We start from the raw sequence: 21,221 nt of genomic DNA, 5'->3' as shown, positions 1-21,221 counted from the left end.
AAGGCATCTATTTCCCCGCAAGAATATTTTTTGCATTCCTGAAAGCGACATCGACTGACGATTACCGGACGCGACCGGCATCGCACATGCCCGCTTTCAAGGCGCCCGCCAAAAACCCGCACCATAAATGAACATGCCTGCGCATGGCTTTCAGATAAACGCAATCGGGTGCACTTCGTGTGCAACCTTGACCGTAACCACCGGAGTGAACCCGACGAACGGTCAAGAGCCCGCGTTTACGGCTGTGCGCGACCACTCATGAGTCATCACACAACCGCAATCCTTTTGACATAAAGCGTCTGGCGCGGAGTTTGCGTAGTGATGGCTATCTGATGTTTGGCTGAAAAGGAATCGGCATGACCCTGCACAGTGAATCCATGCACCTCTCTCCTGCTGAACACCATTGGCTGCCCTGGCTGGGCAAAAACGGCAAGCTGGCCCTGGGCCGCTCGTGCCGCCTCAACCGTGCGTTGTACCCGGTGATGGAGCGTACGTTCGAATCCATCGCCGACACGCGCGTACGCCTGCTGCAACACTGGGCGCAGGAATACTGGGATCACCTTGTGGAACTGGGCGCACAACTGGGTGGCCCGGCACTGGAACGCCTCGATGCCGGCTTGCTGCAGGCCAAGCTCAGCCAGGCGCGGGACTTTTCCGAATTGTTTGTCGTCGACCCGCACGGCACGGTGCTGTGTTCGACCTGGAGCGGGCGCAACAGCCGCCATGAACAGGACGAAGCGCTGGCCTGCGGTCTGCACCAGCCGTTTCTGCATGGCCCGTACACCGATTCGCTGACCCTGAAGATCGGCCCGTCGTCGTCGCGCTTTCATGATGAAGTGACATTGATGTTCTATCAGCCGCTGCTGCGTGATGGCCGCGTGCTGGGCTGCCTGTGCGGCCGGGTGCCCAATGACGTGCTGGGTGACCTGATCCAGCGCGAGGCCGGGCATGTGTACCCCGAGTCCGGCGATAACTACCTGTTCATGGCCAAGGCGGTGTTCGAGCCGGGCATCGCGCCGGGTACGGCGCTGTCGCGCAGCCGCTTCGAAGACAGCACCTTTACCCACGGCGACAACCTCAAGAGCGGTGTGCGCACCGACTGGGGCACGGTGCGGGTCAGCCAGCACACCGAACTGGAGCTGCGCTTCATCGACCCGGCCACCGGCCAGTTGCACCCCGGCGTGCGCGAAACCATTCGCATGGGCTCGAACCTGTTCGTCACCTACCCAGGTTACGCCGATTACCGGCACATTCCGGTGATCGGCAAGGGCGTGACGTTCCAGTTGCCCGGCTCGCCGGACCGCTGGGGCATGATGTGCGAGGCGGACCTTGAGGAAGTCTATCGGCGCCGCTCGCTCAGCTACGGGCTGATGAAGCCGTATCTGGCCACGCTGGGCGGATTGTTCGCCTTCAATTATGGCTTGCACCACTACAGCGGATTGAGCCCCTGGCTGATTGATGGCCTGCAAGTGTTGGCCATGGTGGCCACGGCGTGGTTGTTCTGCGCCTTGGGCCCCAGGCGCCTGGCCGGACGCCTGGGCGACATGACCGAGGTGATCCGCACCATCGCCGAAGGCGAAGGCAACCTGCGCCAGCGCCTGGACACCTCGCGCATGGCCAACGATGAAACCGGCGACATGGGCCGCTGGATCAACAGTTTTATCGACCGCCTCGATGCCGTGGTCGGCCAGGTGATCCAGGCGTCACACAGCATGGGCAAGACCAATGCGCAGATGCTCGGCAGCAGCCAGCAGGCCAGCCACACCTCGGTCGAGGTCACCGAGGCCGTCAACCGCATGATGCGCATCGTCGAGGGGCAACTGGGAGAGATTCAGCAGGCCTCGATGACGGCCGAACAGACCCGGCTGGCCATGGACGATGTAGTGCGCCGCGCCCGCGAGCAGTTCGAGGCCGCGCGGGTAGGCACTCAGTCGATTCGCGATGTGGTCGAACGTTCGGCCGCCAGCGTGCAGTCGCTGGATGCGCGCATGGGCCAGATCGGTACGATCATCAGCCTGATCACCAATATCACCAACCAGACCAACCTGCTGGCGCTCAATGCCGCCATCGAGGCGGCACGGGCCGGTGAACATGGCCGGGGCTTTGCGGTGGTGGCCGATGAAGTGCGTTCGCTGGCCGTGCGCACCGCCGGTGCCGCCGACGAGATCCGCCAGATGGTCGAAGGCCTGCAAAGCGAGACCCGCGAGGCGGTGGCGTTCATGGAAAGCGGTGTGCAGGACGTCGACAACCACTTGCGCACCAGCGTCGATGCCTCCACTGAAAACGCCCAGCTGCATGAAGAGGTGGAAAGCATGATCACCATCATTCAGCAACTGAGCGAACGCAGCATGGATTACGGCAAGACCATCGAACGGGTCGACCTGGCCAGCGGCGAAATGCGCCAGACCGTGAACGGCCTGCAGAACAGCGCCGAGATCGTGCGCCTGAACGCCAATAAACTGCAGAAACTGGTGGGGCAGTTCGAGGTGAGCAAGGTAGGGTGAGTGACACAGCGCAAGGCGGCACGCTGCCGCACAGCAAACATGGGGTCCGGTAGGAGCGCGCTTGCCGGAATGCCGGACCACCGCGACCGAGTGCGTAGCGCTCGCAAAATCTCGGAAATGCTGCAACGTTACGACTGCTAATGCAGCCGGTCGCCGGCAAGCGGGCTCCTACCCCCGCGCCATGTGCGACACAGGTTGTGTCAGGGCGTCAGGCCGGCGATGACGTTGTTCAGGCCCAGCGACAGATCGTGCAGGTCGTCGCTGGCCACCTGGGTGCGCTGGATGTTGTCCTGGTTGACCGTGGCGATGGCGCTGATCTGGGTCAGGTTGCGGGCAATGTCTTCGGCCACCGAAGTCTGTTCTTCGGCCGCCGTGGCAATCTGGCGGTTCATGTCGCGGATCGATTCCACGGCCGTGGTGATGCGCTGCAGGGAATGACTGGCCAGTGCCACCTGCTCGACGCTTTCCTGGCTGCGGGCCTGGCCGCTCTCGATAGCCTGCGCCGCATCGACGGCACCGGTCTGCACCGAATGGATGATCTGATTGATCTCGGCGGTGGACGCGGCGGTGCGTTGTGCCAGGGTCCTGACTTCATCGGCCACCACGGCAAACCCGCGTCCGGCATCACCGGCGCGGGCGGCCTCGATGGCCGCGTTCAGGGCCAGCAGATTGGTCTGCTCGGCAATGCCGCGAATCACGTCCAGCACCTTGCCGATGCGTCCGCTGTCGCTTTCAAGGCGGCCGATGACCGTCGCGGTGTTGCCGATTTCAGTGCGCATGCGGTTGATCGCGGTGATGGTCGCGCCCATGACCTGCTCGCCTTCACGCGCGCAATGGTCGGCTTCGTCGGCGGCATTGGCCGCTTGTGCCGCATGACGGGCTACCTCCAGGGCGGTGGCGGACATTTCGTGCATGGCCGTCGCCACCTGGTCGGTGCGTTCGAATTGCTCGCCGATGCCCTTGGCCATGATGCCGGCGATGGTCTTGAGTTCGACGCTGGCGCTGTCCAGGTCGGTCGTCCCACCGCGCAGGCTGACGAAGGTCTGTGACAGAAAATCGCGCAGCAGATTGGCGGCCACGGCCAGACGCCCCAGTTCGTCCTGGCGACGGACATCGACCCGTTCGCTGAAGCGGCCTTCGCTCAATTGCGCGACATAGTCAATCAGCAGGCGCACCGGGGCGACAATGCTGCGGTTGACCCGCCACAAAGTAAACAGCCCGACCAGCAGCGCCGAGAGCAGCATGATCAGTGCACCACTGAGGATGGTGCGGCCGGCGGCGTCGCTGATCTGTTGCGATTGCGCCTGGCTGTGCTGGCGCAGGGTTTCTACCAGCGCGCTCATCTGTTCGCTGGCAGCACGGTCCACGCCCTTGACCGCCAGGTCGCCGGCCACCGGATCCGCACCGGCCGCGATAAAGGCCTCGCGCCCCTTGCAGCACACGCCGCCAACCTGCGTTGCGTCCTTCGCGGCTCAAACTGCCCTCATCAAGGGCACAATAACTTATTGATTTTATTGGCTATGCCACAAATTTACGATTGTGAACGTATTCAAAATCTATGAAACGCCACAAATTTACGACTGCTAACGCAGCCGGTCGCGGGCAAGCGCGCTCCTACAGGACCCGCCGGGCAGTGATCCGCTTTAGCCTCCCATCCGCGTTCTGCCCTTCGCGGCTGAAGCCGCGCCTACATGTATCTGTAGAACCGGACTAGAAATTCATCGAGGCCGACAGGCGTGCCGTGCGCGGGGCGCCGGGGAACAGGTAGTCGTCGCCCAGGTATTCGCCGACGTCGCGCCAGTAGCGTTTGTCGAACAGGTTATCGACGGTGAGTCGCCACACCGTGTCGTAACCGCCCAGTCGGGTGCTGTAGCGCCCGCCGACGTTGAACAGGGCGTAGTCATTGACCTGCACCTCGCCCTGCCGGTCGGCGTATTTGCTGGCGCTGTACTGCACGCCGCCCAGCAGGGCCAGGCCCGGGACCGGCAGGCGGTAGTCGGCCTGCAGGCTGGCGCGGTACTTGGGTACGTTGAGAGCCTGGTGGCCTTCATAGGCCTCGGTGCCGCTGCCTTCGACCCGTGCACGAATCGCGGCGGCACTGGCCGAGACCTGCAGGCGCTCGGTCAGCCAGCCATTGGCGCCCAGCTCCAGGCCCAGGTTCTTCTGCTCACCCTGTTGCACATAGGTGAAGGTGCCGTCGTCCTGGGGCTGCGAATACTGATAAGCCTTGCGAATCTGGAACAGCGCGGCGGTCAGGCTCATGCGGTTCAGGTCGTACTTGATGCCGGCTTCCAGCTGGCGCGATACGGTCGGTGCCAGGATTTCACCAGCATTGTGGGTGAACCAGGCCGCCGTGCCCCCCAGCGACAGGCCCTTGCTGTAGCTGGCGTACAGCGACAGGTCGTCCAGCGGCTTGTAGATCAGCGCCGCCTGCGGCAGGAACAGCGAGCGCCGGGTGTGGCGGATGTCAGCGCCGGTTTCGCTCCAGGCCTGTTCATCGACGTACACCTGGCGCCCGCCGGCCACCACTTGCCAGTGCTCGTCGAAACGAATCCGGTCGGTGAAGAACACCCCGTACTGGCGGCTGTCCAGGCGGCGCTCGGTGTGCGGCAGGGCCAGGTCGGCCGGCACGAAGGTGTCCGGGGTCTGGTCGATGTTGCCGGAACCGACCCACTCATTGAAGGTGCCACGGGTGTCGACCGTGCGCCGGAACGCGCTGGTGCCGACGCTCAGCTCATGGCTGAGCGTACCGGTAGCAAAGCGCCCGCTGAGCGCGGCTTCGATTTCGTCGTTGCGCCGGGTGTCGTCGGGGCTGCGAAAGTCATAGATGTCGTAGTCGCCTTCGGGGCTGAAGTGGTTCGGCACGGCGGTGTCGGCGCAACTGGCCGCGCCGTAGCAGCCCCAGGCAAACGAGCTGTAGTCATCGATCACCACGCGGCTGCGCGAAGCGCTAAGGCTGCCGGTCCAGGCATCATTGAAACGGTATTCAAAACGCCCGCCCAGGTTCAGCGAGTCGATGCCCACCGGGTTCGACCAGTCCTGGTGACCCAAGCGCTTGCGTGGCGAGGCGTCATGGGGCAACTGGTTCCCCCCCAGCAGTTGGTAACCCGGCACCGAGCGTTGCTCGCGGGTCTGGTATTCGGCGTCCAGTTGCAAAGTGGCGCGCTCATTGATGGCCCAGTCGAAGGCCAGGGAAGCAAAGTCGCGCTCACCGTCGGCATGCTCGACGTAGGAGCGGATGTCTTCATGGGCCAGGTTGGCGCGCAGGCCGAACTGGCGTTCGCTGCCGAACCAGCCGCCCACGTCGGTGGCCATGTAGCGTTCGCCGTGTTCGTTGGTCGCGACGGTGACCGACCGCACGTCTTCGGCGCGCTTGGTCTGGTAATTGATAACGCCGCCAGGCTCGGCCACCCCGCCTTGCAGGCCGGAGACCCCCTTGAGCAGTTCGACCTGCTGCTTGTTTTCCAGCGCCACGTTCTGCTCGCCGGCGATGCTACGGCCGTTGATGCGGTAGCTGTTGCCGGCATTGAGCGAGAAACCGCGCACCAGGAAGTTTTCGTAGTAACCCACCGGCGCGTAGGCCTCGCCCACCGAGGCGTCGTTGCGCAGCACTTCGCTGAGCAGCCTTGCCTGCCGATCCAGGAGCTGCGCCTGGGTAAACACCGCGACCGACGCCGGGGTGTCGAGCAGCGGCGTCTCACCGAAACCGGCCACCGCGGCGTGGCTGGCCTGATAACCCCCGGCCGCAGGCTGGCTGGCCGCGCCGCTGATCTGCGTGGCGTCGAGCCTGACCGGTTCTGCCGCCCACAACGGGGCGGCGACGGCCATGCCCAGGGGCAACAGGGACCAGGGCAATCGGTGCGGCGTATTCATCAACGGGTGACTCCTGAAATCGGCGGGGGCCATCTTTTACGTTTCCGGCGGCGCTTTTACAAGCGTTACCGGCGCGCATTCAATAAAAACGAACACGGCCGCAGGGATTCAGGTTTTAAGGGTGAATTAAGTTGGGATGATTAATCTGGCCCCAACGAAACAACTGAACTCCTCAGTTGAACGTGTCTCTATACACACAGATTCCCTGACCTATAAAGGAAGACCCTCATGAAATTGATGCCTGCCCTGTTTGCTGCTCTTGCCCTGACGTCTGCTGCCGGTATGGCTCAGGCGGATGTACGTCCTGATGAAATAGCAGGCCTGCAAAAAGCCGGCACCGTCGGTGACCTGCAGAAGTTCAATGAACAGGCCCTGAAAGCCAAGCCTGGCTTTACGATTCATGACACCGAGCTGGACAAGAATGCCAGCGGCCAATATGTCTATGAGATTGAACTGCGGGATGCCAGTGGCAAGGAATGGGATTACCACGTCAATGCCAAAGACGGCACCGTGCTGGTCGATAAAGAAGATCGTTAATCGCTGAATAACAGGTATTCACGGCTGAAGCGGTTCGCGGCTGAAGCCGCTCCTACGAAATGGTAGGAGCGGCCGGGCGGCGAACCGCTTCCTGCCTTTATTCCTTGAGCCCTACTTTCAGCAACTTGCCGCTGTTGTCGTCCGTCAATACATATAAGTACCCATCCGGGCCCTGCCTGACATCGCGAATGCGTTCCTTGCGCTCACCCAGCAAGCGCTCTTCGTGCACAATCCTGTCGCCTTCGAACTGCAGACGAATCAAATCTTCGCTCTTCAACGCCCCGATAAAGACGTTATGGTCCCAGGCCTTGAAACGACCGTCATCGTAGAACGCCATGCCGCTGACACCCGGCGACACTTCCCAGACATGAAACGGCGCCTTGGTGCCTTCGACCCGCTTGCCTTTGGCTTCCGGAATCGGCTGGCCCGAATAGTTGATGCCATGGGTTGCCAGCGGCCAGCCGAAGTTCTGCGCCCGCTCGACGATATTGATCTCGTCGCCGCCCTTGGGGCCGTGTTCATTGAGCCAGACTGTACCGCTCCAGGGATTGAGCGCCGCGCCCTGCGGGTTGCGGTGGCCAAAGCTCCAGATTTCCGGGGCTACGCCTTCACGCCCGACAAAGGGGTTGTCGTCCGGCACCTTGCCGTCGGGGAAGATACGCACCACCTTGCCTTGCAGCTTGTCCAGGTCCTGCGCGGTGGGGCGGTCATTGTTCTCGCCCAGGGTCACGAACAGGTAGCCCTGGCGGTCGAACACCAGGCGCGCACCAAAGTGATTGCCCACCGACAGCTTGGGTTGCTGGCGGAAAATCACGTTGAAGTCTTCCAGGCGGGTCATGTCGGCCGACAACCGCCCGCGCCCCACGGCTGTGCCGGCCTTGTCGCCTTCGGCCGCAGTCTTGCCATCGCCTTCGGCGTAGGCCAGGTACACCATACGGTCATTGGCAAAATCCGGTGACAGCACCACGTCGAGCAAGCCGCCCTGCCCCTTGGCCCAGACTTGTGGCGCCCCGGAAAGCGCACCGGACAGCTTGCCGTCGGCGCTTACCAGGCGCAGGTCGCCAGAGCGCTCGGTGACCAGGATGCCCTTGCTGTCCGGCAAAAACGCCAGTGCCCAGGGATGATCCAGGCCGCTGGCCACTTCGGTAACCGTCACGGTGCCCAGCTCGCTTTTGTACTCCTTGGGCTTGGGCCCCTCGGCAGCCGAAGCCATCAGCGGCGCGCCGGCAAATGCAGTGGCACAGAGTGTTGCGATCAGGGTTTTTCTCAGCATGGACGATTCCTTATTCATGACGTAGAGGTCGGTAAAAATCAGTTGCCGCGTGCAGGCGTGCTCGGGCGAGTGTCAGGTGCAGGCCGCACGGGGGCTTGCTGGCGTGTCGGATAGCCGTTGCCGATGCCGCCATTTTCCAGCGTGGGCGCACGCGGTGTGGGCACTGTGTTTGGGGTGCGCACCTGAGGAGTGGCGGGCGCGGTGCCCTGGCGGCTGTTGGGGTTGGCGCGCTTGATGGGGCTGTTGTAAGGGTTGCTGTTGGCGCCGCGCTCGGCGCCGGCCATCGACGGGGCGCTGAACAAGGTGGCACCGGCCAGCATCAGGGCCATGGCCAGGCATTGCACGAAACGGTTCATCATTTTCCTGCCCTATAAAGGTAGAGGCTCAGGTCTTTGAGGACGATTGTTCGTGCAGGTTCGGGCAGTGGTGGCGTGCAGGCAAGGTTTGCGCTGGAGAGTTTGTAACAAGGCTGGTCGGCCAGCCGCTCTAAAGGACGCGTGGCAGCCGGGCGGTAAAGGTAGTGCCATGTTCAGCGCTGGACTGCACAGTGATATCACCCAGGTGAGCACGCATGATTTCACGCACGATAAACAGCCCCAGGCCCACGCTGCGGCTGGTGTCATGCGCCACGCCGCGCACCAGTGGCTCGAACAGTTGCTCGAAGCGCTCCGGCGCGATCACCTCGCCCAGGTTATGCACCGACAGATAACTGCCCTTGGTGTCGAAGGCGGAAGTGACGGTGACGATGCCTTGCGGATCGCCATAGCTGAAGGCGTTGCCCACCAGGTTGCCGATCACCTGGAACAAGCGATCGGTGTCGGCGTTGCACGCGCCCTCGCCCATGACCCGATGCACCAGCTGGCGATCGGGAAACGCCAGGCGCAGCTCTTCGACGCAATGCTCGGTCACCGCATGCAGATCAATCGGCTGCGGGTTGACCGTAAGCCCCTGACCGACTCGCGCCTGGGTAAAGTCGAGCAGATCGGCGATCAGGCGCCCGGCGCGATCAACCGACTGGGAGATATGCCCGGCCACCCGGCTTTGCCGTGTATCCAGCGGACCACGCTGCAGCAGATCGGCGGCCATCTTGATCGCCGACAGCGGGTTGCGCAGGTCGTGACTGACGATGCCGATCATCTGTTCGGCAAAGGTCGCACGAATCTGGGCCTCGGCATGCGCCAGGCGCAGGCGGCTCTGCGCCAGGCTGAGCTCTTTCTGGGCGGCCAATTGTTGCTGCAGCAGCTCTTCGGCCAGTTGCCGGGCTTCCAGCAACTGACGCTCGTACTGGTTGCGTTCCTCGGCCACGAACAGCGCCAGTTCGTGGTAGAAGACGCCGTCGTGCTGGCGACGCACCGCATTGAGCATCATCGGCACCAGGCGGCCATCGGCATGCAATAAGTCGAGCTTGACCTCCAGCACCGAGCCTTGCATCTGCAAGACCGGAAACCAGTGGGTCTGGCTGAAGATCTTGCCGCCCATGGTCAGCAGGTTCTGGAAGCGCAGGCCCACGAGCGTGTCGCGCTCACGCCCCAGCCAGCGGCAAAAGGTGCCGTTGACCTGCTCGATGCAACCGTTGCCCTGGGTCAGCAACAAGCCACAGGGCGCCTGGTCGTACAGCGCCTGGCTGGCCGGTTGCTCAGAGGGCATCCGGGACTTGTCCATAAGGCTGCAAGAACTGCTCGATGGCTTCGATACAGGCACGGGGGGCACTCATGTGTGGGCAATGACCGGTATTTTCGATCAGGCTCAAGGTGCTGCCTGGTATGGCGGCATGCAGATAGTCACCCACTTCAAGCGGTGCGATCAGGTCATCCGTGCATTGCAGGATCAAGGTCGGGGTGGTCAGGCCCTGCACGTCCTTGCGGTTGTCGGACATGAACGTCACGCGCGCAAAATGCCGGGCGATATCGGGGTCGGTGCGGCAGAAACTGTTGACCAGTTCATCCCCCAGTTCAGGCTGGTCAGGCGCGCCCATGATCGACGGCGCCATGGACCTGGACCATCCCAGGTAGTTGCTGTCGAGGGTGTCGAGCAATGAGTCGATGTCAGCCGCGCTGAAACCGCCCACGTAGCCGTCGCCGTCGATGTAGCACGGCGATGGGCCGACCATGATATGGCCACTGATGCACCCAGGCTCCATGCGATCGGCCAGCACCCCGATCATCGCACTGACCGAGTGCCCGACCAGCACCACAGGCCCCTGGCCGAATTCATGAATGATTTCCAGCAAGTCCCGGGCATAGCCGTCCAGGCGCTCATATCTATGCTGAAAGTACATCGACAGGTCAGAGCTGCCGCTGCCCACCAGGTCATACAGGACCACGCGGTAACGGTCGACAAAGGCCGGCAGCATGAACCGCCACATGCGCTGGTCGCAGCCAAAGCCGTGACCGAAGACCAAGGTCACCGGCCCGCTGCCAAGCACCTTTACATTATTGCGTTGCTGCACCGGCATTGCTGGCGTTCCTCCAGGACCGCGCATGCCCGAAGATGCGCAGCGATGACAAAGCCACGAGATTATCATCGTTCGCACGGCCAGGCAGCGCAAAATACATGACGCCTTGCCTCATGCCCGGCTCCGGAAGGCTTATTCGCCGATGTCCTCATTCCACAACTGCGGCTGAGCGGCGATGAAGTCGCGCATCATGTGCTCGCAGGTGGCATCGCCCAGTACATCGACCTGCACGCCGCGGCTGCGCAGCAGTTGCTCTTCGCCCATGAAGGTCTGGTTTTCACCGACGATGACCTTGCGAATGCCGTACAGCAGGATGGCGCCGCTGCACATCGAGCACGGCGACAAGGTGGTGTACAGCGTGGCCTCGCGGTAGACGCTGGCAGGCTGGCGGCCGGCATTTTCCAGGGCGTCCATTTCGCCGTGCTTGATGGCACTGCCTTCCTGGATCCGCCGGTTGTGGCCGCGGCCGATGATCTGCCCGTTGTGCACGATCACCGAACCGATGGGAATGCCGCCCTCGGCCAGGCCTTGTTGTGCCTCGTCAATGGCAGCTTGCATGAATGGGTCCATGGGTTCTCTCGTTTGCGAAAAAAAGGGCCTCAGGGGGACTTCAGCGCATTGTTCAGCGCCTGGGCCACGAACTCGGACAAGAGCTGTGAAGAGGTGTTCTTCATTTCCTGGCCGACTTCGTTATTACGCACTTTAAAGCGGTTCTTCAAGGTCGGCGAGCCCTGCCCCTGATTGAGCTGGCGCAATTCGTCGACGCTGAACGAGTGGGCATAGGCGCTGGCCAGGTTACGCTCCCATTGCGCCTGGTACTGCGGTTGCACACGTTTGAGCTCACCTTGCACCAGGGCCTGGGCCTGGGTCTTGCCCAGGCGTTCGACCAGTTGGCTGAACGTCACGGTACGCGAAGCCATCTGGTAGCCCAGCCAGCCCAGACCGTCACCCAGCCTGCGCTCCTGCACGAAGGCCAGGGCCGTGTCATCCACTTCAGCGGCGTACGTTTGCGTCGACAGCGGGCTGCCCAGGGCTACCAGCAAGACCATGACGCCGGGGGTGAGCCCTGCATTGCAGTCTTTCATCACCCCTCCCGGCAGATTGACTGGCTACAGCCTTGAAACTAGCAGTCAATGGGGTCGATTGACATGCAGCAGGTCGCATACAGCGCTGATATGCCGCTCTCAGGAGCTAGCATTTAGCCACTTTTCACGATTCATCCGGTAGATGCGCACGCCAATGCCGTAATACATACCCGTCAACGCGTCACTGAAACCCACCTTGTGCAGCACCTGCACCGAAGCGCGGTTGTCGGGCTCGACCACCGCCACGACCGAGCCCAGTTCCAGGGTGTCAAAGGCATGCGCCAGGACTGCACGCACCGCCTCGGTGGCCAGCCCCTGGTTCCAGAAGGCCGGTTGCAAGCGGTAACCGAGCATGACCTCGGGCATGTTTTCGAACGTCTCAAGGCTCAGCCCGCAAAACCCCACCAGCCGCTCGCCGGTCTGCTCGATCATGGCCAGCGGTGCAAAGCCATCACGTAGCAGGGCCTCACGGCAGTGGTGCAGGAATTGGCCACTGGCCGCTGTGGTCATGACCCCGCGCACCGAGTGGCGCATGACCTGCGGGTCGGCCAGCAGGGCAGACAATCCGGGCAGGTCGTCAGGCTGGAAGCCACGCAACCACAGGCGTTCAGTCGCCAGGATCAAAGGGGTGTTCAGGGTCATGAGGGCTCAATCGTCAGCGTTCGGGTCCATGCCCGGAAACAGCACTTCGGTAAAGCCGAACTTGCTGTAATCGGTGATGCGCGACGGGTACAGCCGGCCGATCAGGTGATCACACTCATGTTGCACCACCCGGGCATGAAACCCTTCGGCCATGCGCTGGATCGGCTGGCCTTGGGAGTCGAAACCTTCGTAGCGAATGCGTTGAGGGCGCTCGACAAAACCACGCAGGCCCGGCACTGACAGGCAACCTTCCCACCCGCCTTCCAGGGTGGGCGTCAACGGGGTGATCAGGGGATTGAGCAGAATGGTGCGTGGCACCGCCTCGGCCTGCGGATAACGCTCGCTGTGCTCGAAGCCGAAGATCACCAGTTGCAGATCAACACCGATCTGCGGCGCTGCCAGGCCGACACCGCCGACGCTGTGCATGGTGTCGAACATGTCATCGATCAGGGTTTGCAGTTCCTGGCTGCCGAACAGGTGTTCAGGCACCGGCGGGGCGATACGCAGCAAGCGCGGATCGCCCATTTTCAGAATCTCGCGAATCATCAGGCAACACCCGGTAAGACAAAGGGCCATCCTGCCACATTATTTCGCGGCCCGCGCAGTCCGTCAGGCATGCGGGGCTGTGTGCGCACCGCCAACACCTGTCTTTTCGGGGCCGGAGGCTTCGACGGCACCGTCGCCGGGCACTTTCTCGCCGCTGTCCTTGCCTTCCTGGGACATGTGTTCGATCACCGCATTCATCTCGGCGCCCAGCAGCAGCACCGCGGCCGAAATGTAGAAATACAGCAACAGCACAATGATGGCCCCGATGCTGCCGTACATCGCGTTGTAGTCGGCAAAGGTCTTGACGTAGAAGGCAAAGCCCAGCGAGGCGATGATCCACACCACCACGGCCAGTACCGAGCCTGGGGTGATGAAGCGAAACTCCTGTTTGACGTCGGGCATGACGTAGTACATGACGGCCACGGCGATCATCATCAGCAAAATGATCAGCGGCCAGCGCAGGATGGTCCACAGTGTGACGATGAACTCTTCGATGCCCAGGTGCGCGGCAAACCAGTTCATGACCTGGGGCCCGATGACCATCAGGGCGGCGGCGGCCAGCAGCATGCCGGCCAGGCCAATGGTGTAGAAGATCGACAGCGGGAGGCGTTTCCAGATGGGGCGGCCTTCGACCACGTCATAGGCGGCGTTCATGGCGCTCATCATCAGGCGCACACCGGCCGAGGCGGTCCACAAGGCAATGACGATACCCACCGACAACAGTCCGCCCTTCGATTGCTGCAACTGGTCGATGACCGGGTTGACCTGCTCCAGGGCCTGGGGCGGCAACACCAGTTCGGACTGCAGGCGCAGCCAGGAAAAAAAGTCGGGCAAGTGCAAAAAGCCGATCAGGGCGATCAGGAACAACAGGAAGGGAAAGAGTGAAAACAGGGCCTGATAGGCCAGGGCAGACGCATAGGTCGACATCTCGTCGTCAATGAATTCACTGACGGTGCGAACCATCACCTTGCCGAATGACAAGTTACGCATATGGGCGAAATTCATGGCGTCTCCTTTCGCGAATGTACCCAGGTACTTTACGTCTTCACGACGATGGGTGTGGTGTTGATCAAGGCCTTTGTACAGGCATCCTGATCGTGCGCACACATGGACTTGAATAACAGCAAAAGGTTTCAGCAAGCATGACCGTCATGGCGCCTGCAGGCCGTCATGACGGTCGGGCATTACAGGTGTATCAGACTCAGTGATCCAGGCCCTTCTTGACCTGATCCTTGACTTCACCCTTGACCTGCTGGCCTTCACCCTTGATTTCCTGAGCCTTGCCTTCAGCACGCAGTTTGTCGTTATCAGTCACCTTGCCGACACCTTGCTTGATATTGCCGACCGCTTCATTGGCCATGCCTTTGATCTTATCGCTGGTGCTGCTCATGAGACTCTCCTGGGCCATCGGCCCCTGACTAAAGTAAGGATGTCGTGATGAACCCGACAAAATGATGGACCCGAAGCGGCGGCGCAGAGTTTCAATTATTTGCTCAAGCGGTTTTCCATTCATCCGCCGGTCCTGGGCTTTATGCCACAATACCCGCCAGCGCCGGGTGCTTGAGCCCGCACAGATTCAATGAATTTCCGGAAAACCTTATGAAGCTCGACAAGAAACAGGCCATTGATCGTCGCAACCAGCAACTGGAAAACCCGGTGCTCAATGCCGACAACAGCTATTTCGCCCTGTTGGACCCGCGGCGCAATATCTGGTGGTTCGACCTGCCTGTCAGCCAGTTGAAAAGCCTTGAATGGCTCAACCTGTTGCTGCACATCCCCGAACCTGAACAATTGCTGCATGTGAAGGTGCCAACCTCGTTTTTGCGTGCGCGCATCGCAGGGGTTGAAGTGCGCAATGCCGGCAAGCGCAAGGCGACCATCAGCCTGGAGCTGAGCGCTGACCGTGACGGCTTTTTGAAAGACTTGCGCCCTGAAGGCAGCAACCTTGGATTTGCGGTGTTTCTCCAGGCCTGAACACCACTGGGCACCCTCGTTTGCAAATAACCGGACTTTTCCCTGAACCGGGCAGTCACTCGTAAGGAGCCATCAAGGAGCCTTACCAATGAACACGGGTACACCCACCACTCTCAGGGTCGATCTCTGGAGTGACTACGTCTGCCCTTTCAGCTACCTGCAATTGCCGGTGCTCGAACAGCTCCAGACCCTTTATGGCCCCTTGATCCAATGGTGCTGGCACGCGTTCGAGCTGCGTCCGGAACCGTTGGCAACGCCCGACCCGTGCGCTGAACACCTGCGCATGACCTGGTCACGGGCGGTGCTGCCCATGGCCGACAAGCGTCAATTGCGGATGAAGATCCCGCCGGTGCAACCGCACAGCCGCAAGGCCTTGCAAGCGGCGGCTTTCGCACGCGCCTATGGCCGTTTCGAAGCATTTCACCGGGCAGTGTTCCAGGCGTTTTTCGAGCAGGGTCAGGACATCGGTGACGTGCAGGTTCTGTTGCAGGTGGCGAGCATGGCGGGGCTGGATGCCCAGGCGCTGCAAGCGGCCCTGGTGCAAGGACAGTACTGCGCCAGCGTACTGGCTGACGAAGGCCTGGCCGACCAGTTGGGCTTGCGGGCCGTGCCGGCGCTGCTGCTGCGCCGGGCCGACCAGCCGCTGACAGAGGCGCAGGTGCTCAACGGCACCCTGCCCCTGCAACGTTTGACCCAGGCGTTTGATGCCTTGTTGGGGTGAGTCCTGGGACGTAGGAGCGCGCTTGCCCGCGACCGAGTGCGCAGCGCTCGCAAAAATTGTGTGGCCGCTGAAAATTTACGACTGCTAACGCAGCCGGTCGCGGGCAAGCGCGCTCCTACGGGGGTGAATTCAATATGCATTCATTTTTGAGGCGCGCGCTCAGGCCAGTTCGATGCGGTCCGGGTGGATGACGATCAGTCCCTGTTTGTACAGGCCGCCGATGGCTTTCTTGAAATTGCCCTTGCTGACGCCGAACAGGTCGCTGATGACCTTCGGGTCGCTCTTGTCGTTGACCGGCAGCACGCCCTGGTTGTCGCGCAGGCGGGCCAGGATCTGCCCCGACAGCCCGTCGGCCGCTTCGCTGCCCACCGGTTGCAGGCTCAGGCTGATCTTGCCGTCGCTGCGCACTTGCTTGATGAAGCCTTTTTCCTGCATGCCAGGGCGCAGGAACTTGAACACTTCGTTCTTGTGGATCAGGCCCCAGTGACGGTTGTCGATGATCGCCTTGAAGCCCATGTCGGTGGCTTCGACCACCAGCAGGTCGACCGCCTGGCCGGCGCTGTAGTTGGCCGGGGTCTTGTCCAGGTAACGATCCAGGCGCGAGGTGGCGGTGATGCGCCGGGTGTGCTTGTCCAGATAGGCATGGACCACACAGTATTCACCGGCTTCCATCTGGCGCTTTTCTTCGGAGAACGGCAACAGCAGGTCCTTGGGCAGGCCCCAGTCGAGGAACACGCCGATGTTGTTGACCTGCACCGCCTTGAGGCTGGCAAAGCCGCCGACCTGGATCTTGGGCTTGAGGGTGGTGGCGATCAGCTTGTCGTCGCTGTCGAGGTAGATGAAGACGTTCAGCCAGTCATCGACCTCGGTGGGCGTGTCCTTCGGGATATAGCGGTTGGGCAGGAGGATCTCGCCGTCCGCGCCGCCGTCCAGATACAGGCCGAAGTTGGTGTGCTTGACGATTTGCAAGCTGTTGAAGCGCCCGATTAAAGCCATGTGCCGATACCCTGATTGCGTGACGCGCATTCTAACCGGTTTTACCGGACGATTTTCATCCGGCCTACAGATGGCGACGCGCTGGCTACTTTCGCGCATGGGCTGCTAATCTGATGTCAGGTAATCAGGAAGCGAAGGTCATACGACCTTGCGGTCATCTCCTTGGCGGGCTGTGCGATGAAAAACTGGATGGTGTTGGGCGCCTTGATCGGACTGAGCGGCTGCGCATCGCCGTCCTGCGAATACGGCGCTTTGCACGCCGCACCCGGCGACAACTGCCGGGCCGGGCAACTGCTCTATCAGAACGACATGCTCCAGGCCAAGCTGCTGATCAGCCAGGCCGACCGCGAAAACTACGAACTGGCCGAGGCCATGTTGCGTCGCGCCGCCCTGACCGACGCCTCGGGCGAGGCCGAGTTCTACCAGGCCGTGCTGCTGATTCGCCAGCAGGCCGAGCCTGACGCGATTATCGAGCGGCTGCAAACCGCTGCCGACCATCGTCACCCGCTGGCCATTGCCCTGCTCTCGCAACAACTGACCGGCCGCGATGACAAGCAGGCCGCCCACTGGCGTGCCGAGTACGCCGAGCTGGACGTGGCCAAGAGCGGCTACCCCTCGTTCGAGCAAGCCTTGGTGGTGATTGATAGCCTGGTAACGCCTGCCCCCGAGATGACCGCCGCGCACTGATTCTGCGGCTGCCTGCACCACGGATTTGCCGGCGGATCGACGAACGGTCAAACCCTTGAATGTTTCACCGGTATGCTGGCAACGCTCTGGCCCAAGGCTTGCAGCTTGCACCTTATGACGTGTGCCCTCTCTTTCCACACTCCTTGTCCACCCCAGGAGTGAGCCATGCTCGTGTTTAGACATCTTGCGCCCTTGCTGGGCGCCCTGCTGCTGAGTCAGCCGGCGGCGGCCCAGGTCCTGGAACGCAGCCTGGGCGATTTCAGCCTGAAAGTCGGCACCACGCCGACACGCACCATGGCCCAGGGCCTGGTGTCCCCGACCGGTGGCTCCGACGCCTTTCATGGCGGCCTGGACCTGACCCACGCCAGCGGCCTGTACATGGGCCAGTGGTCACCCAACATGGGCCTGGTGCCTGAAAGCGACCTGGAGCTGGATTCGTACCTGGGCTTCAAGAAGCCTTTCGACCAGACCCTGGGTTACGAACTGGGCATGATCCGCTACAGCTACCCCGAGACCAGCCAGATCGACAGCCACGAGGTCTATGCCGGCCTGCGTGTGCTCGACAGCCGGCTGGGCGCGGCCTTCAGCGATGACATTGGCGTGCGCAACAGCACGCTGTTCGTCGACCTGGGCAGCCTGGAGCGGCTGGGCATGAACGTGCGCATGCAGTACGCCACGCATCAGTTCGACACCACCCAGATCGCCAGCGACGGCAGCCTGATCGGCGGCTTCAATGACTGGTCGCTGAAACTCTCGCGCCCCTGGCTGGGCATCGACATGAACCTGATCTACAGCGGCTCGAGCCTGTCCAGCGACAGCTGCAACGTCTACAGCGGGCACAACCCGCGCTGCGAGCAGACCTTCACCATCAAGGCTGTGCGCACACTGTTCTGAACGCCATGGAACTGCCTTGTGTAAGCTGGCCTCTATTGCAACGCCAGCAGATCAAGGAGCGGTCATGCAGTACCTGTCGAAAGTCGTTGTGACGCTGTTGCTTGCCGTGTCCTTGCTGACCGGCTGCAGCCAGGTGGGCCTTGCCTACCGCAATCTGGACATGATCATTCCCTGGTCGCTCAACGACTACCTGAAGGTCAAGGGCGAGCAGAAGGACTGGCTGGATGAGCGCCTCAAGCAGCACCTGCAATGGCATTGCAGCACCCAGTTACCCGGCTACCTGAGCTGGCTCGACGGCCTGGAGCAGATGGTGCGCGATGACAAGGTCACCGCCGCCGGCCTCACCGCCCGCACCCGTGAGGCCGAGCAGGCCATTGCACGCATTGCGCAGCAGGTCACGCCTTCGGCCGTGGAACTGCTGGGCCGCCTGGACGACCGCCAGGTGCAGGACATGCAGGCCGCGTTCGAGCGTGACCAGGCCAAGCGCCAGAAGCAGTACCTGAACCAGTCGCTGGACAAACAGATTGCCGAACGCGCCGAGCGCATGGAAAAACGCCTGTCGCCCTGGCTGGGTTCGCTGAACCCGGCGCAGAAGGCCCGAGTGCAACAGTGGTCGGCCTCACTGGGCGAACAGAACCAGGCCTGGCTGGCCAACCGCGCCAGTTGGCAGAACCGCTTCCTGACCGCCGTGCAGCAACGCCAGCAGAGCGACTTTGCCACGCGCATCACCGCCCTGCTACAAGACCGCCAGACCTTCTGGACCCAGGACTACCGCGAAGCCTACGAGCGCACCGAACAGGCCGCGATCAATCTGGTGGTGGATGTCTACGCCCAGAGCAGCCCCGACCAGCGCCAGCGGCTGCTGCGGCGCATCGATGACATGCGCAACGACTTCAACGACCTCGATTGCCTCAAGGCGGCGCGCTCCTAAGGCACGCAATAATTTTAGCGACTGAATTCACCGCGGGGTGATTTCACGCCACCTGGGGTTTGGCCGCGATGTGGTCGAAGCGCACAGGCTCCAGCGGGTCGCCGTTCTGTTCGTCCAGCACCTGGCGCGGGTGGTTGTTGCCGGGGATGCTGCTGTCGATCATCGCCAGCAGGCTGGAGCCGCGCGGGGTCAGGATGAAGTTGGAACCGGTGCCGCCTTCTTCCTGCGGACGTGGCTCGATGTAGCCACGCTTGACCAGCAGGGCCTCAAGGTCGGCGGCCTGCGCCTTGAGTTCATCGAGACTGGCCGGCGGCTCGCCCTGGGCCATCTTGGCCTCGGCGTGCTCGGTCGCGTACTGGCGTGGCGTAAAGGTCTCGCCAGCCCCGTTCTGGACTTCGTGGAGCAGACGTTCGATCAGGTCCCAATCGTATTTCATGATGCATCCTCCGTCCCGCATGAATGAGTGGCCGTATGACGCGCAGTCAAAGGTGGCCTCATGGGTGTGACCCAAGGCAGTGCGAGGCGTTCAGGCGGGTTGCCGGATGGCAATGGACAGGGTGTCGGCGAACAGCGGGGAAAGTGTGTGGCAGGGGCCGCCGTCAGTGCAGCGCCCCCTGCCCGTTCAAGGCATCACTCGGCAGCAGGGGCCGGCGACTTGCGCTTTTTCAGCGGGGCCATGCCGTCTTCGCTGACCAGCGAATCAGGCTTTGGACGGTTGACCGTCTTGCGCTTGTTCGGGCCCTTGGCGGTGGTCTTTTTCTTGTCGCCCTTGGCATCGGTTTTTTTCTTCTTGACGCCCACGGCCTTGCCCGAGGCCTTGACCTTCTTGGGTCCGCCGTAGGTGCCTTTGACTTCCTTGATGACGCGGCGCTCGAAGGTCTGCTTGAGGTAGCGCTCAATGCTCGACATCAGGTTCCAGTCGCCGTGGCAGATCAGCGAGATGGCCAGGCCTTCGCCACCGGCACGACCGGTACGGCCGATGCGGTGCACGTAGTCGTCGCCGCTGCGTGGCATGTCGAAGTTGATCACCAGGTCCAGGCCATCGATGTCCAGGCCACGGGCTGCAACGTCGGTGGCCACCAGGATCTTGGCCCCGCCCTGCTTGAAACGCTCGATGGAGGCCTTGCGGTCCTTCTGGTCCTTGTCGCCGTGCAGCACGAAGGCCTTGAGGTCCTGCGCGATCAGGCGTCCGTACAGGCGGTCGGCCATGGCCTTGGTGTTGGTGAAAATGATCGCCTTCTGGTAGGTCTCGTTGGCGACCAGCCAGTTGATGATCTGCTCCTTGTGCACGTTATGGTCGGCGGTGACGATCTGCTGGCGCGTACCGGTGGCCAGTTCGCTGACGCGGTTGAGCTGCAGGTGCTGCGGGTCCTTGAGCACTTTCTGCGCCATTTCACGCAGGCCGGCGCCGCCGGTGGTGGCCGAGAACAGCAGGGTCTGCTGGCGCTGGGCGCATTCCTGCGACAGGCGCTCGACGTCTTCGGCAAAGCCCATGTCGAGCATGCGGTCGGCTTCGTCGAGCACCAGCACTTCGACCAGTTTCAGGTCCAGGTTGCCGGCATTGAGGTGTTCGAGCATGCGCCCCGGCGTGCCGATCAGGATGTCCGGCACCTTGCGCAGCATGGCGGCCTGGACCTTGAAGTCTTCACCGCCGGTGATCAGGCCGGCCTTGACGAAGGTGAACTGCGAGAAGCGCTCGACTTCCTTGAGGGTCTGCTGGGCCAGCTCACGGGTCGGCAGCAGGATCAGCGCACGAATGTCGACCCGCACACGGGCAGGCCCGATCAGGCGATTGAGGATCGGCAGCACGAACGCGGCGGTCTTGCCGCTGCCGGTCTGCGCCGTCACCCGCAGATCGTGCCCTTGCAAGGCCAGGGGAATGGCCGCTGCCTGCACAGGCGTAGGCTCGACAAACTTCAACTCGGCCACAGCTTTGAGCAGGCGTTCGTGCAGGGCTAATTCGGAAAACACGGGTGCTACCTCGACGGAATACAAAAATACAGTCGCGTATCGTAACGGTTTCGCGCCTCGGAACCGAGCGTCTTTAACGCCGCAGGCGGATTTTATTGCCGGGCCCGCTGTCCGGCAGGCCATGAAACGACC

Annotated in this window: 21 protein-coding genes and 1 pseudogene; 7 read left to right on the top strand and 15 right to left on the bottom strand. The window is 62.2% G+C overall.

Annotated features, from left to right (window positions below):
* Positions 1-356 precede the first annotated feature (356 nt).
* Positions 357-2,504, top strand: a complete 2,148-nt coding sequence (locus ASF84_RS04415; protein ID WP_056835638.1) for a methyl-accepting chemotaxis protein — start codon at positions 357-359, stop codon at positions 2,502-2,504.
* Between the two features lie 200 nt (positions 2,505-2,704).
* On the opposite strand, the pseudogene ASF84_RS04410 reads toward ASF84_RS04415, so the two are convergent.
* Together ASF84_RS04410 and ASF84_RS04405 are read right to left on the bottom strand one after the other, a co-directional pair.
* Positions 2,705-3,934, bottom strand: a pseudogene (locus ASF84_RS04410) (methyl-accepting chemotaxis protein); the annotation flags it as partial.
* A 280-nt stretch (positions 3,935-4,214) separates the two neighbouring features.
* Positions 4,215-6,377, bottom strand: coding sequence for a TonB-dependent siderophore receptor (locus tag ASF84_RS04405; RefSeq protein WP_056835635.1), 2,163 nt, complete (start codon positions 6,375-6,377; stop codon positions 4,215-4,217).
* A 228-nt stretch (positions 6,378-6,605) separates the two neighbouring features.
* On the opposite strand from ASF84_RS04405, the gene ASF84_RS04400 reads away from it, so the two are divergent.
* Positions 6,606-6,914, top strand: a complete 309-nt coding sequence (locus ASF84_RS04400; protein ID WP_056835633.1) for a PepSY domain-containing protein — start codon at positions 6,606-6,608, stop codon at positions 6,912-6,914.
* Positions 6,915-7,011: 97 nt separating this feature from the next.
* On the opposite strand, the gene ASF84_RS04395 is transcribed toward ASF84_RS04400, so the two are convergent.
* The 10 genes from ASF84_RS04395 to ASF84_RS04350 all read right to left on the bottom strand — a co-directional run bounded on the left by ASF84_RS04395 (position 7,012) and on the right by ASF84_RS04350 (position 14,305).
* Positions 7,012-8,187, bottom strand: a complete 1,176-nt coding sequence (locus ASF84_RS04395; RefSeq protein WP_056835631.1) for a PQQ-dependent sugar dehydrogenase — start codon at positions 8,185-8,187, stop codon at positions 7,012-7,014.
* 38 nt (positions 8,188-8,225) lie between these two features.
* Positions 8,226-8,543 (bottom strand): hypothetical protein, encoded by a 318-nt coding sequence (locus ASF84_RS04390; protein ID WP_056835629.1) that lies wholly within the window; start codon positions 8,541-8,543, stop codon positions 8,226-8,228.
* A gap of 130 nt (positions 8,544-8,673) precedes the next feature.
* Complete coding sequence (locus ASF84_RS04385) at positions 8,674-9,834, bottom strand: PAS domain-containing sensor histidine kinase (RefSeq protein ID WP_056835627.1); 1,161 nt, start codon at positions 9,832-9,834, stop codon at positions 8,674-8,676.
* Complete coding sequence (locus ASF84_RS04380; RefSeq protein ID WP_056835625.1) at positions 9,824-10,642, bottom strand: alpha/beta fold hydrolase; 819 nt, start codon at positions 10,640-10,642, stop codon at positions 9,824-9,826. Before ASF84_RS04380 ends, ASF84_RS04385 begins: the two co-directional genes overlap by 11 nt.
* Before the next feature lie 132 nt (positions 10,643-10,774).
* On the bottom strand, positions 10,775-11,212 hold the full coding sequence (locus ASF84_RS04375) for a nucleoside deaminase (RefSeq protein WP_056835623.1): 438 nt from the start codon (positions 11,210-11,212) through the stop codon (positions 10,775-10,777).
* 29 nt (positions 11,213-11,241) lie between these two features.
* Positions 11,242-11,691 (bottom strand): hypothetical protein, encoded by a 450-nt coding sequence (locus tag ASF84_RS04370; RefSeq protein ID WP_236709364.1) that lies wholly within the window; start codon positions 11,689-11,691, stop codon positions 11,242-11,244.
* Between the two features lie 135 nt (positions 11,692-11,826).
* Positions 11,827-12,369, bottom strand: coding sequence for a GNAT family N-acetyltransferase (locus ASF84_RS04365; RefSeq protein ID WP_056835619.1), 543 nt, complete (start codon positions 12,367-12,369; stop codon positions 11,827-11,829).
* Between the two features lie 6 nt (positions 12,370-12,375).
* Complete coding sequence (gene def / locus ASF84_RS04360; RefSeq protein WP_056835617.1) at positions 12,376-12,915, bottom strand: peptide deformylase; 540 nt, start codon at positions 12,913-12,915, stop codon at positions 12,376-12,378.
* 63 nt (positions 12,916-12,978) lie between these two features.
* Entirely contained in the window at positions 12,979-13,920 is a 942-nt protein-coding gene (locus ASF84_RS04355; protein ID WP_056835614.1) for a YihY/virulence factor BrkB family protein, read from the bottom strand.
* A 196-nt stretch (positions 13,921-14,116) separates the two neighbouring features.
* On the bottom strand, positions 14,117-14,305 hold the full coding sequence (locus tag ASF84_RS04350; RefSeq protein ID WP_056835612.1) for a CsbD family protein: 189 nt from the start codon (positions 14,303-14,305) through the stop codon (positions 14,117-14,119).
* Between the two features lie 209 nt (positions 14,306-14,514).
* Between ASF84_RS04350 and ASF84_RS04345 the strand changes: the two genes are divergently transcribed.
* Together ASF84_RS04345 and ASF84_RS04340 are read left to right on the top strand one after the other, a co-directional pair.
* The gene (locus tag ASF84_RS04345; protein WP_056835609.1) at positions 14,515-14,889 is read left to right on the top strand and encodes a hypothetical protein; all 375 of its coding nucleotides are present in this window, start codon (positions 14,515-14,517) and stop codon (positions 14,887-14,889) included.
* An 88-nt stretch (positions 14,890-14,977) separates the two neighbouring features.
* Entirely contained in the window at positions 14,978-15,610 is a 633-nt protein-coding gene (locus tag ASF84_RS04340; RefSeq protein WP_056835607.1) for a DsbA family oxidoreductase, read from the top strand.
* A 159-nt stretch (positions 15,611-15,769) separates the two neighbouring features.
* Here the strand turns inward: ASF84_RS04340 and ASF84_RS04335 are convergent, their stop codons facing one another.
* Positions 15,770-16,606, bottom strand: a complete 837-nt coding sequence (locus ASF84_RS04335; RefSeq protein WP_056835605.1) for a CvfB family protein — start codon at positions 16,604-16,606, stop codon at positions 15,770-15,772.
* A 177-nt stretch (positions 16,607-16,783) separates the two neighbouring features.
* Here ASF84_RS04335 and ASF84_RS04330 point away from each other — a divergent pair, with 177 nt between their 5' ends.
* The 3 genes from ASF84_RS04330 to ASF84_RS04320 all read left to right on the top strand — a co-directional run bounded on the left by ASF84_RS04330 (position 16,784) and on the right by ASF84_RS04320 (position 19,118).
* A complete protein-coding gene (locus ASF84_RS04330; protein ID WP_056835679.1) occupies positions 16,784-17,293 on the top strand; it encodes a hypothetical protein in 510 nt (169 codons plus the stop codon).
* A gap of 165 nt (positions 17,294-17,458) precedes the next feature.
* On the top strand, positions 17,459-18,187 hold the full coding sequence (locus ASF84_RS04325) for a TorF family putative porin (RefSeq protein WP_056835603.1): 729 nt from the start codon (positions 17,459-17,461) through the stop codon (positions 18,185-18,187).
* Positions 18,188-18,251: 64 nt separating this feature from the next.
* Positions 18,252-19,118 carry a DUF6279 family lipoprotein gene (locus ASF84_RS04320; protein WP_056835601.1) on the top strand — a complete coding sequence of 289 codons (867 nt, stop codon included), beginning with the start codon at positions 18,252-18,254 and terminating at the stop codon, positions 19,116-19,118.
* Positions 19,119-19,161: 43 nt separating this feature from the next.
* Here the strand turns inward: ASF84_RS04320 and ASF84_RS04315 are convergent, their stop codons facing one another.
* Together ASF84_RS04315 and ASF84_RS04310 are read right to left on the bottom strand one after the other, a co-directional pair.
* Positions 19,162-19,557 carry a transcriptional regulator gene (locus ASF84_RS04315; RefSeq protein WP_156684147.1) on the bottom strand — a complete coding sequence of 132 codons (396 nt, stop codon included), beginning with the start codon at positions 19,555-19,557 and terminating at the stop codon, positions 19,162-19,164.
* 191 nt (positions 19,558-19,748) lie between these two features.
* Complete coding sequence (locus ASF84_RS04310; protein WP_056835597.1) at positions 19,749-21,089, bottom strand: DEAD/DEAH box helicase; 1,341 nt, start codon at positions 21,087-21,089, stop codon at positions 19,749-19,751.
* Positions 21,090-21,221: the final 132 nt, after the last annotated feature.

Source organism: Pseudomonas sp. Leaf127 (assembly GCF_001423155.1).
Classification (GTDB): Bacteria; Pseudomonadota; Gammaproteobacteria; order Pseudomonadales; family Pseudomonadaceae; genus Aquipseudomonas; species Aquipseudomonas ovata.
This window is presented reverse-complemented; position numbering and strand designations above follow the sequence as displayed.

Excerpts from the sequence above, each read along its gene's own strand:
- ASF84_RS04375 (WP_056835623.1), bottom strand. The coding sequence starts at position 11,212 with ATGGACCCATTCATGCAAGCTGCCATTGACGAGGCACAACAAGGCCTG.
- ASF84_RS04395 (WP_056835631.1), bottom strand. The coding sequence starts at position 8,187 with ATGCTGAGAAAAACCCTGATCGCAACACTCTGTGCCACTGCATTTGCC.
- ASF84_RS04335 (WP_056835605.1), bottom strand. The coding sequence starts at position 16,606 with ATGGCTTTAATCGGGCGCTTCAACAGCTTGCAAATCGTCAAGCACACC.
- ASF84_RS04405 (WP_056835635.1), bottom strand. The coding sequence starts at position 6,377 with ATGAATACGCCGCACCGATTGCCCTGGTCCCTGTTGCCCCTGGGCATG.
- def (WP_056835617.1), bottom strand. The coding sequence starts at position 12,915 with ATGATTCGCGAGATTCTGAAAATGGGCGATCCGCGCTTGCTGCGTATC.
- ASF84_RS04415 (WP_056835638.1), top strand. The coding sequence starts at position 357 with ATGACCCTGCACAGTGAATCCATGCACCTCTCTCCTGCTGAACACCAT.
- ASF84_RS04385 (WP_056835627.1), bottom strand. The coding sequence starts at position 9,834 with ATGCCCTCTGAGCAACCGGCCAGCCAGGCGCTGTACGACCAGGCGCCC.
- ASF84_RS04325 (WP_056835603.1), top strand. The coding sequence starts at position 17,459 with ATGCTCGTGTTTAGACATCTTGCGCCCTTGCTGGGCGCCCTGCTGCTG.
- ASF84_RS04355 (WP_056835614.1), bottom strand. The coding sequence starts at position 13,920 with ATGAATTTCGCCCATATGCGTAACTTGTCATTCGGCAAGGTGATGGTT.
- ASF84_RS04370 (WP_236709364.1), bottom strand. The coding sequence starts at position 11,691 with ATGGTCTTGCTGGTAGCCCTGGGCAGCCCGCTGTCGACGCAAACGTAC.
- ASF84_RS04380 (WP_056835625.1), bottom strand. The coding sequence starts at position 10,642 with ATGCCGGTGCAGCAACGCAATAATGTAAAGGTGCTTGGCAGCGGGCCG.
- ASF84_RS04350 (WP_056835612.1), bottom strand. The coding sequence starts at position 14,305 with ATGAGCAGCACCAGCGATAAGATCAAAGGCATGGCCAATGAAGCGGTC.
- ASF84_RS04320 (WP_056835601.1), top strand. The coding sequence starts at position 18,252 with ATGCAGTACCTGTCGAAAGTCGTTGTGACGCTGTTGCTTGCCGTGTCC.
- ASF84_RS04400 (WP_056835633.1), top strand. The coding sequence starts at position 6,606 with ATGAAATTGATGCCTGCCCTGTTTGCTGCTCTTGCCCTGACGTCTGCT.
- ASF84_RS04345 (WP_056835609.1), top strand. The coding sequence starts at position 14,515 with ATGAAGCTCGACAAGAAACAGGCCATTGATCGTCGCAACCAGCAACTG.
- ASF84_RS04390 (WP_056835629.1), bottom strand. The coding sequence starts at position 8,543 with ATGAACCGTTTCGTGCAATGCCTGGCCATGGCCCTGATGCTGGCCGGT.
- ASF84_RS04365 (WP_056835619.1), bottom strand. The coding sequence starts at position 12,369 with ATGACCCTGAACACCCCTTTGATCCTGGCGACTGAACGCCTGTGGTTG.
- ASF84_RS04340 (WP_056835607.1), top strand. The coding sequence starts at position 14,978 with ATGAACACGGGTACACCCACCACTCTCAGGGTCGATCTCTGGAGTGAC.
- ASF84_RS04330 (WP_056835679.1), top strand. The coding sequence starts at position 16,784 with ATGAAAAACTGGATGGTGTTGGGCGCCTTGATCGGACTGAGCGGCTGC.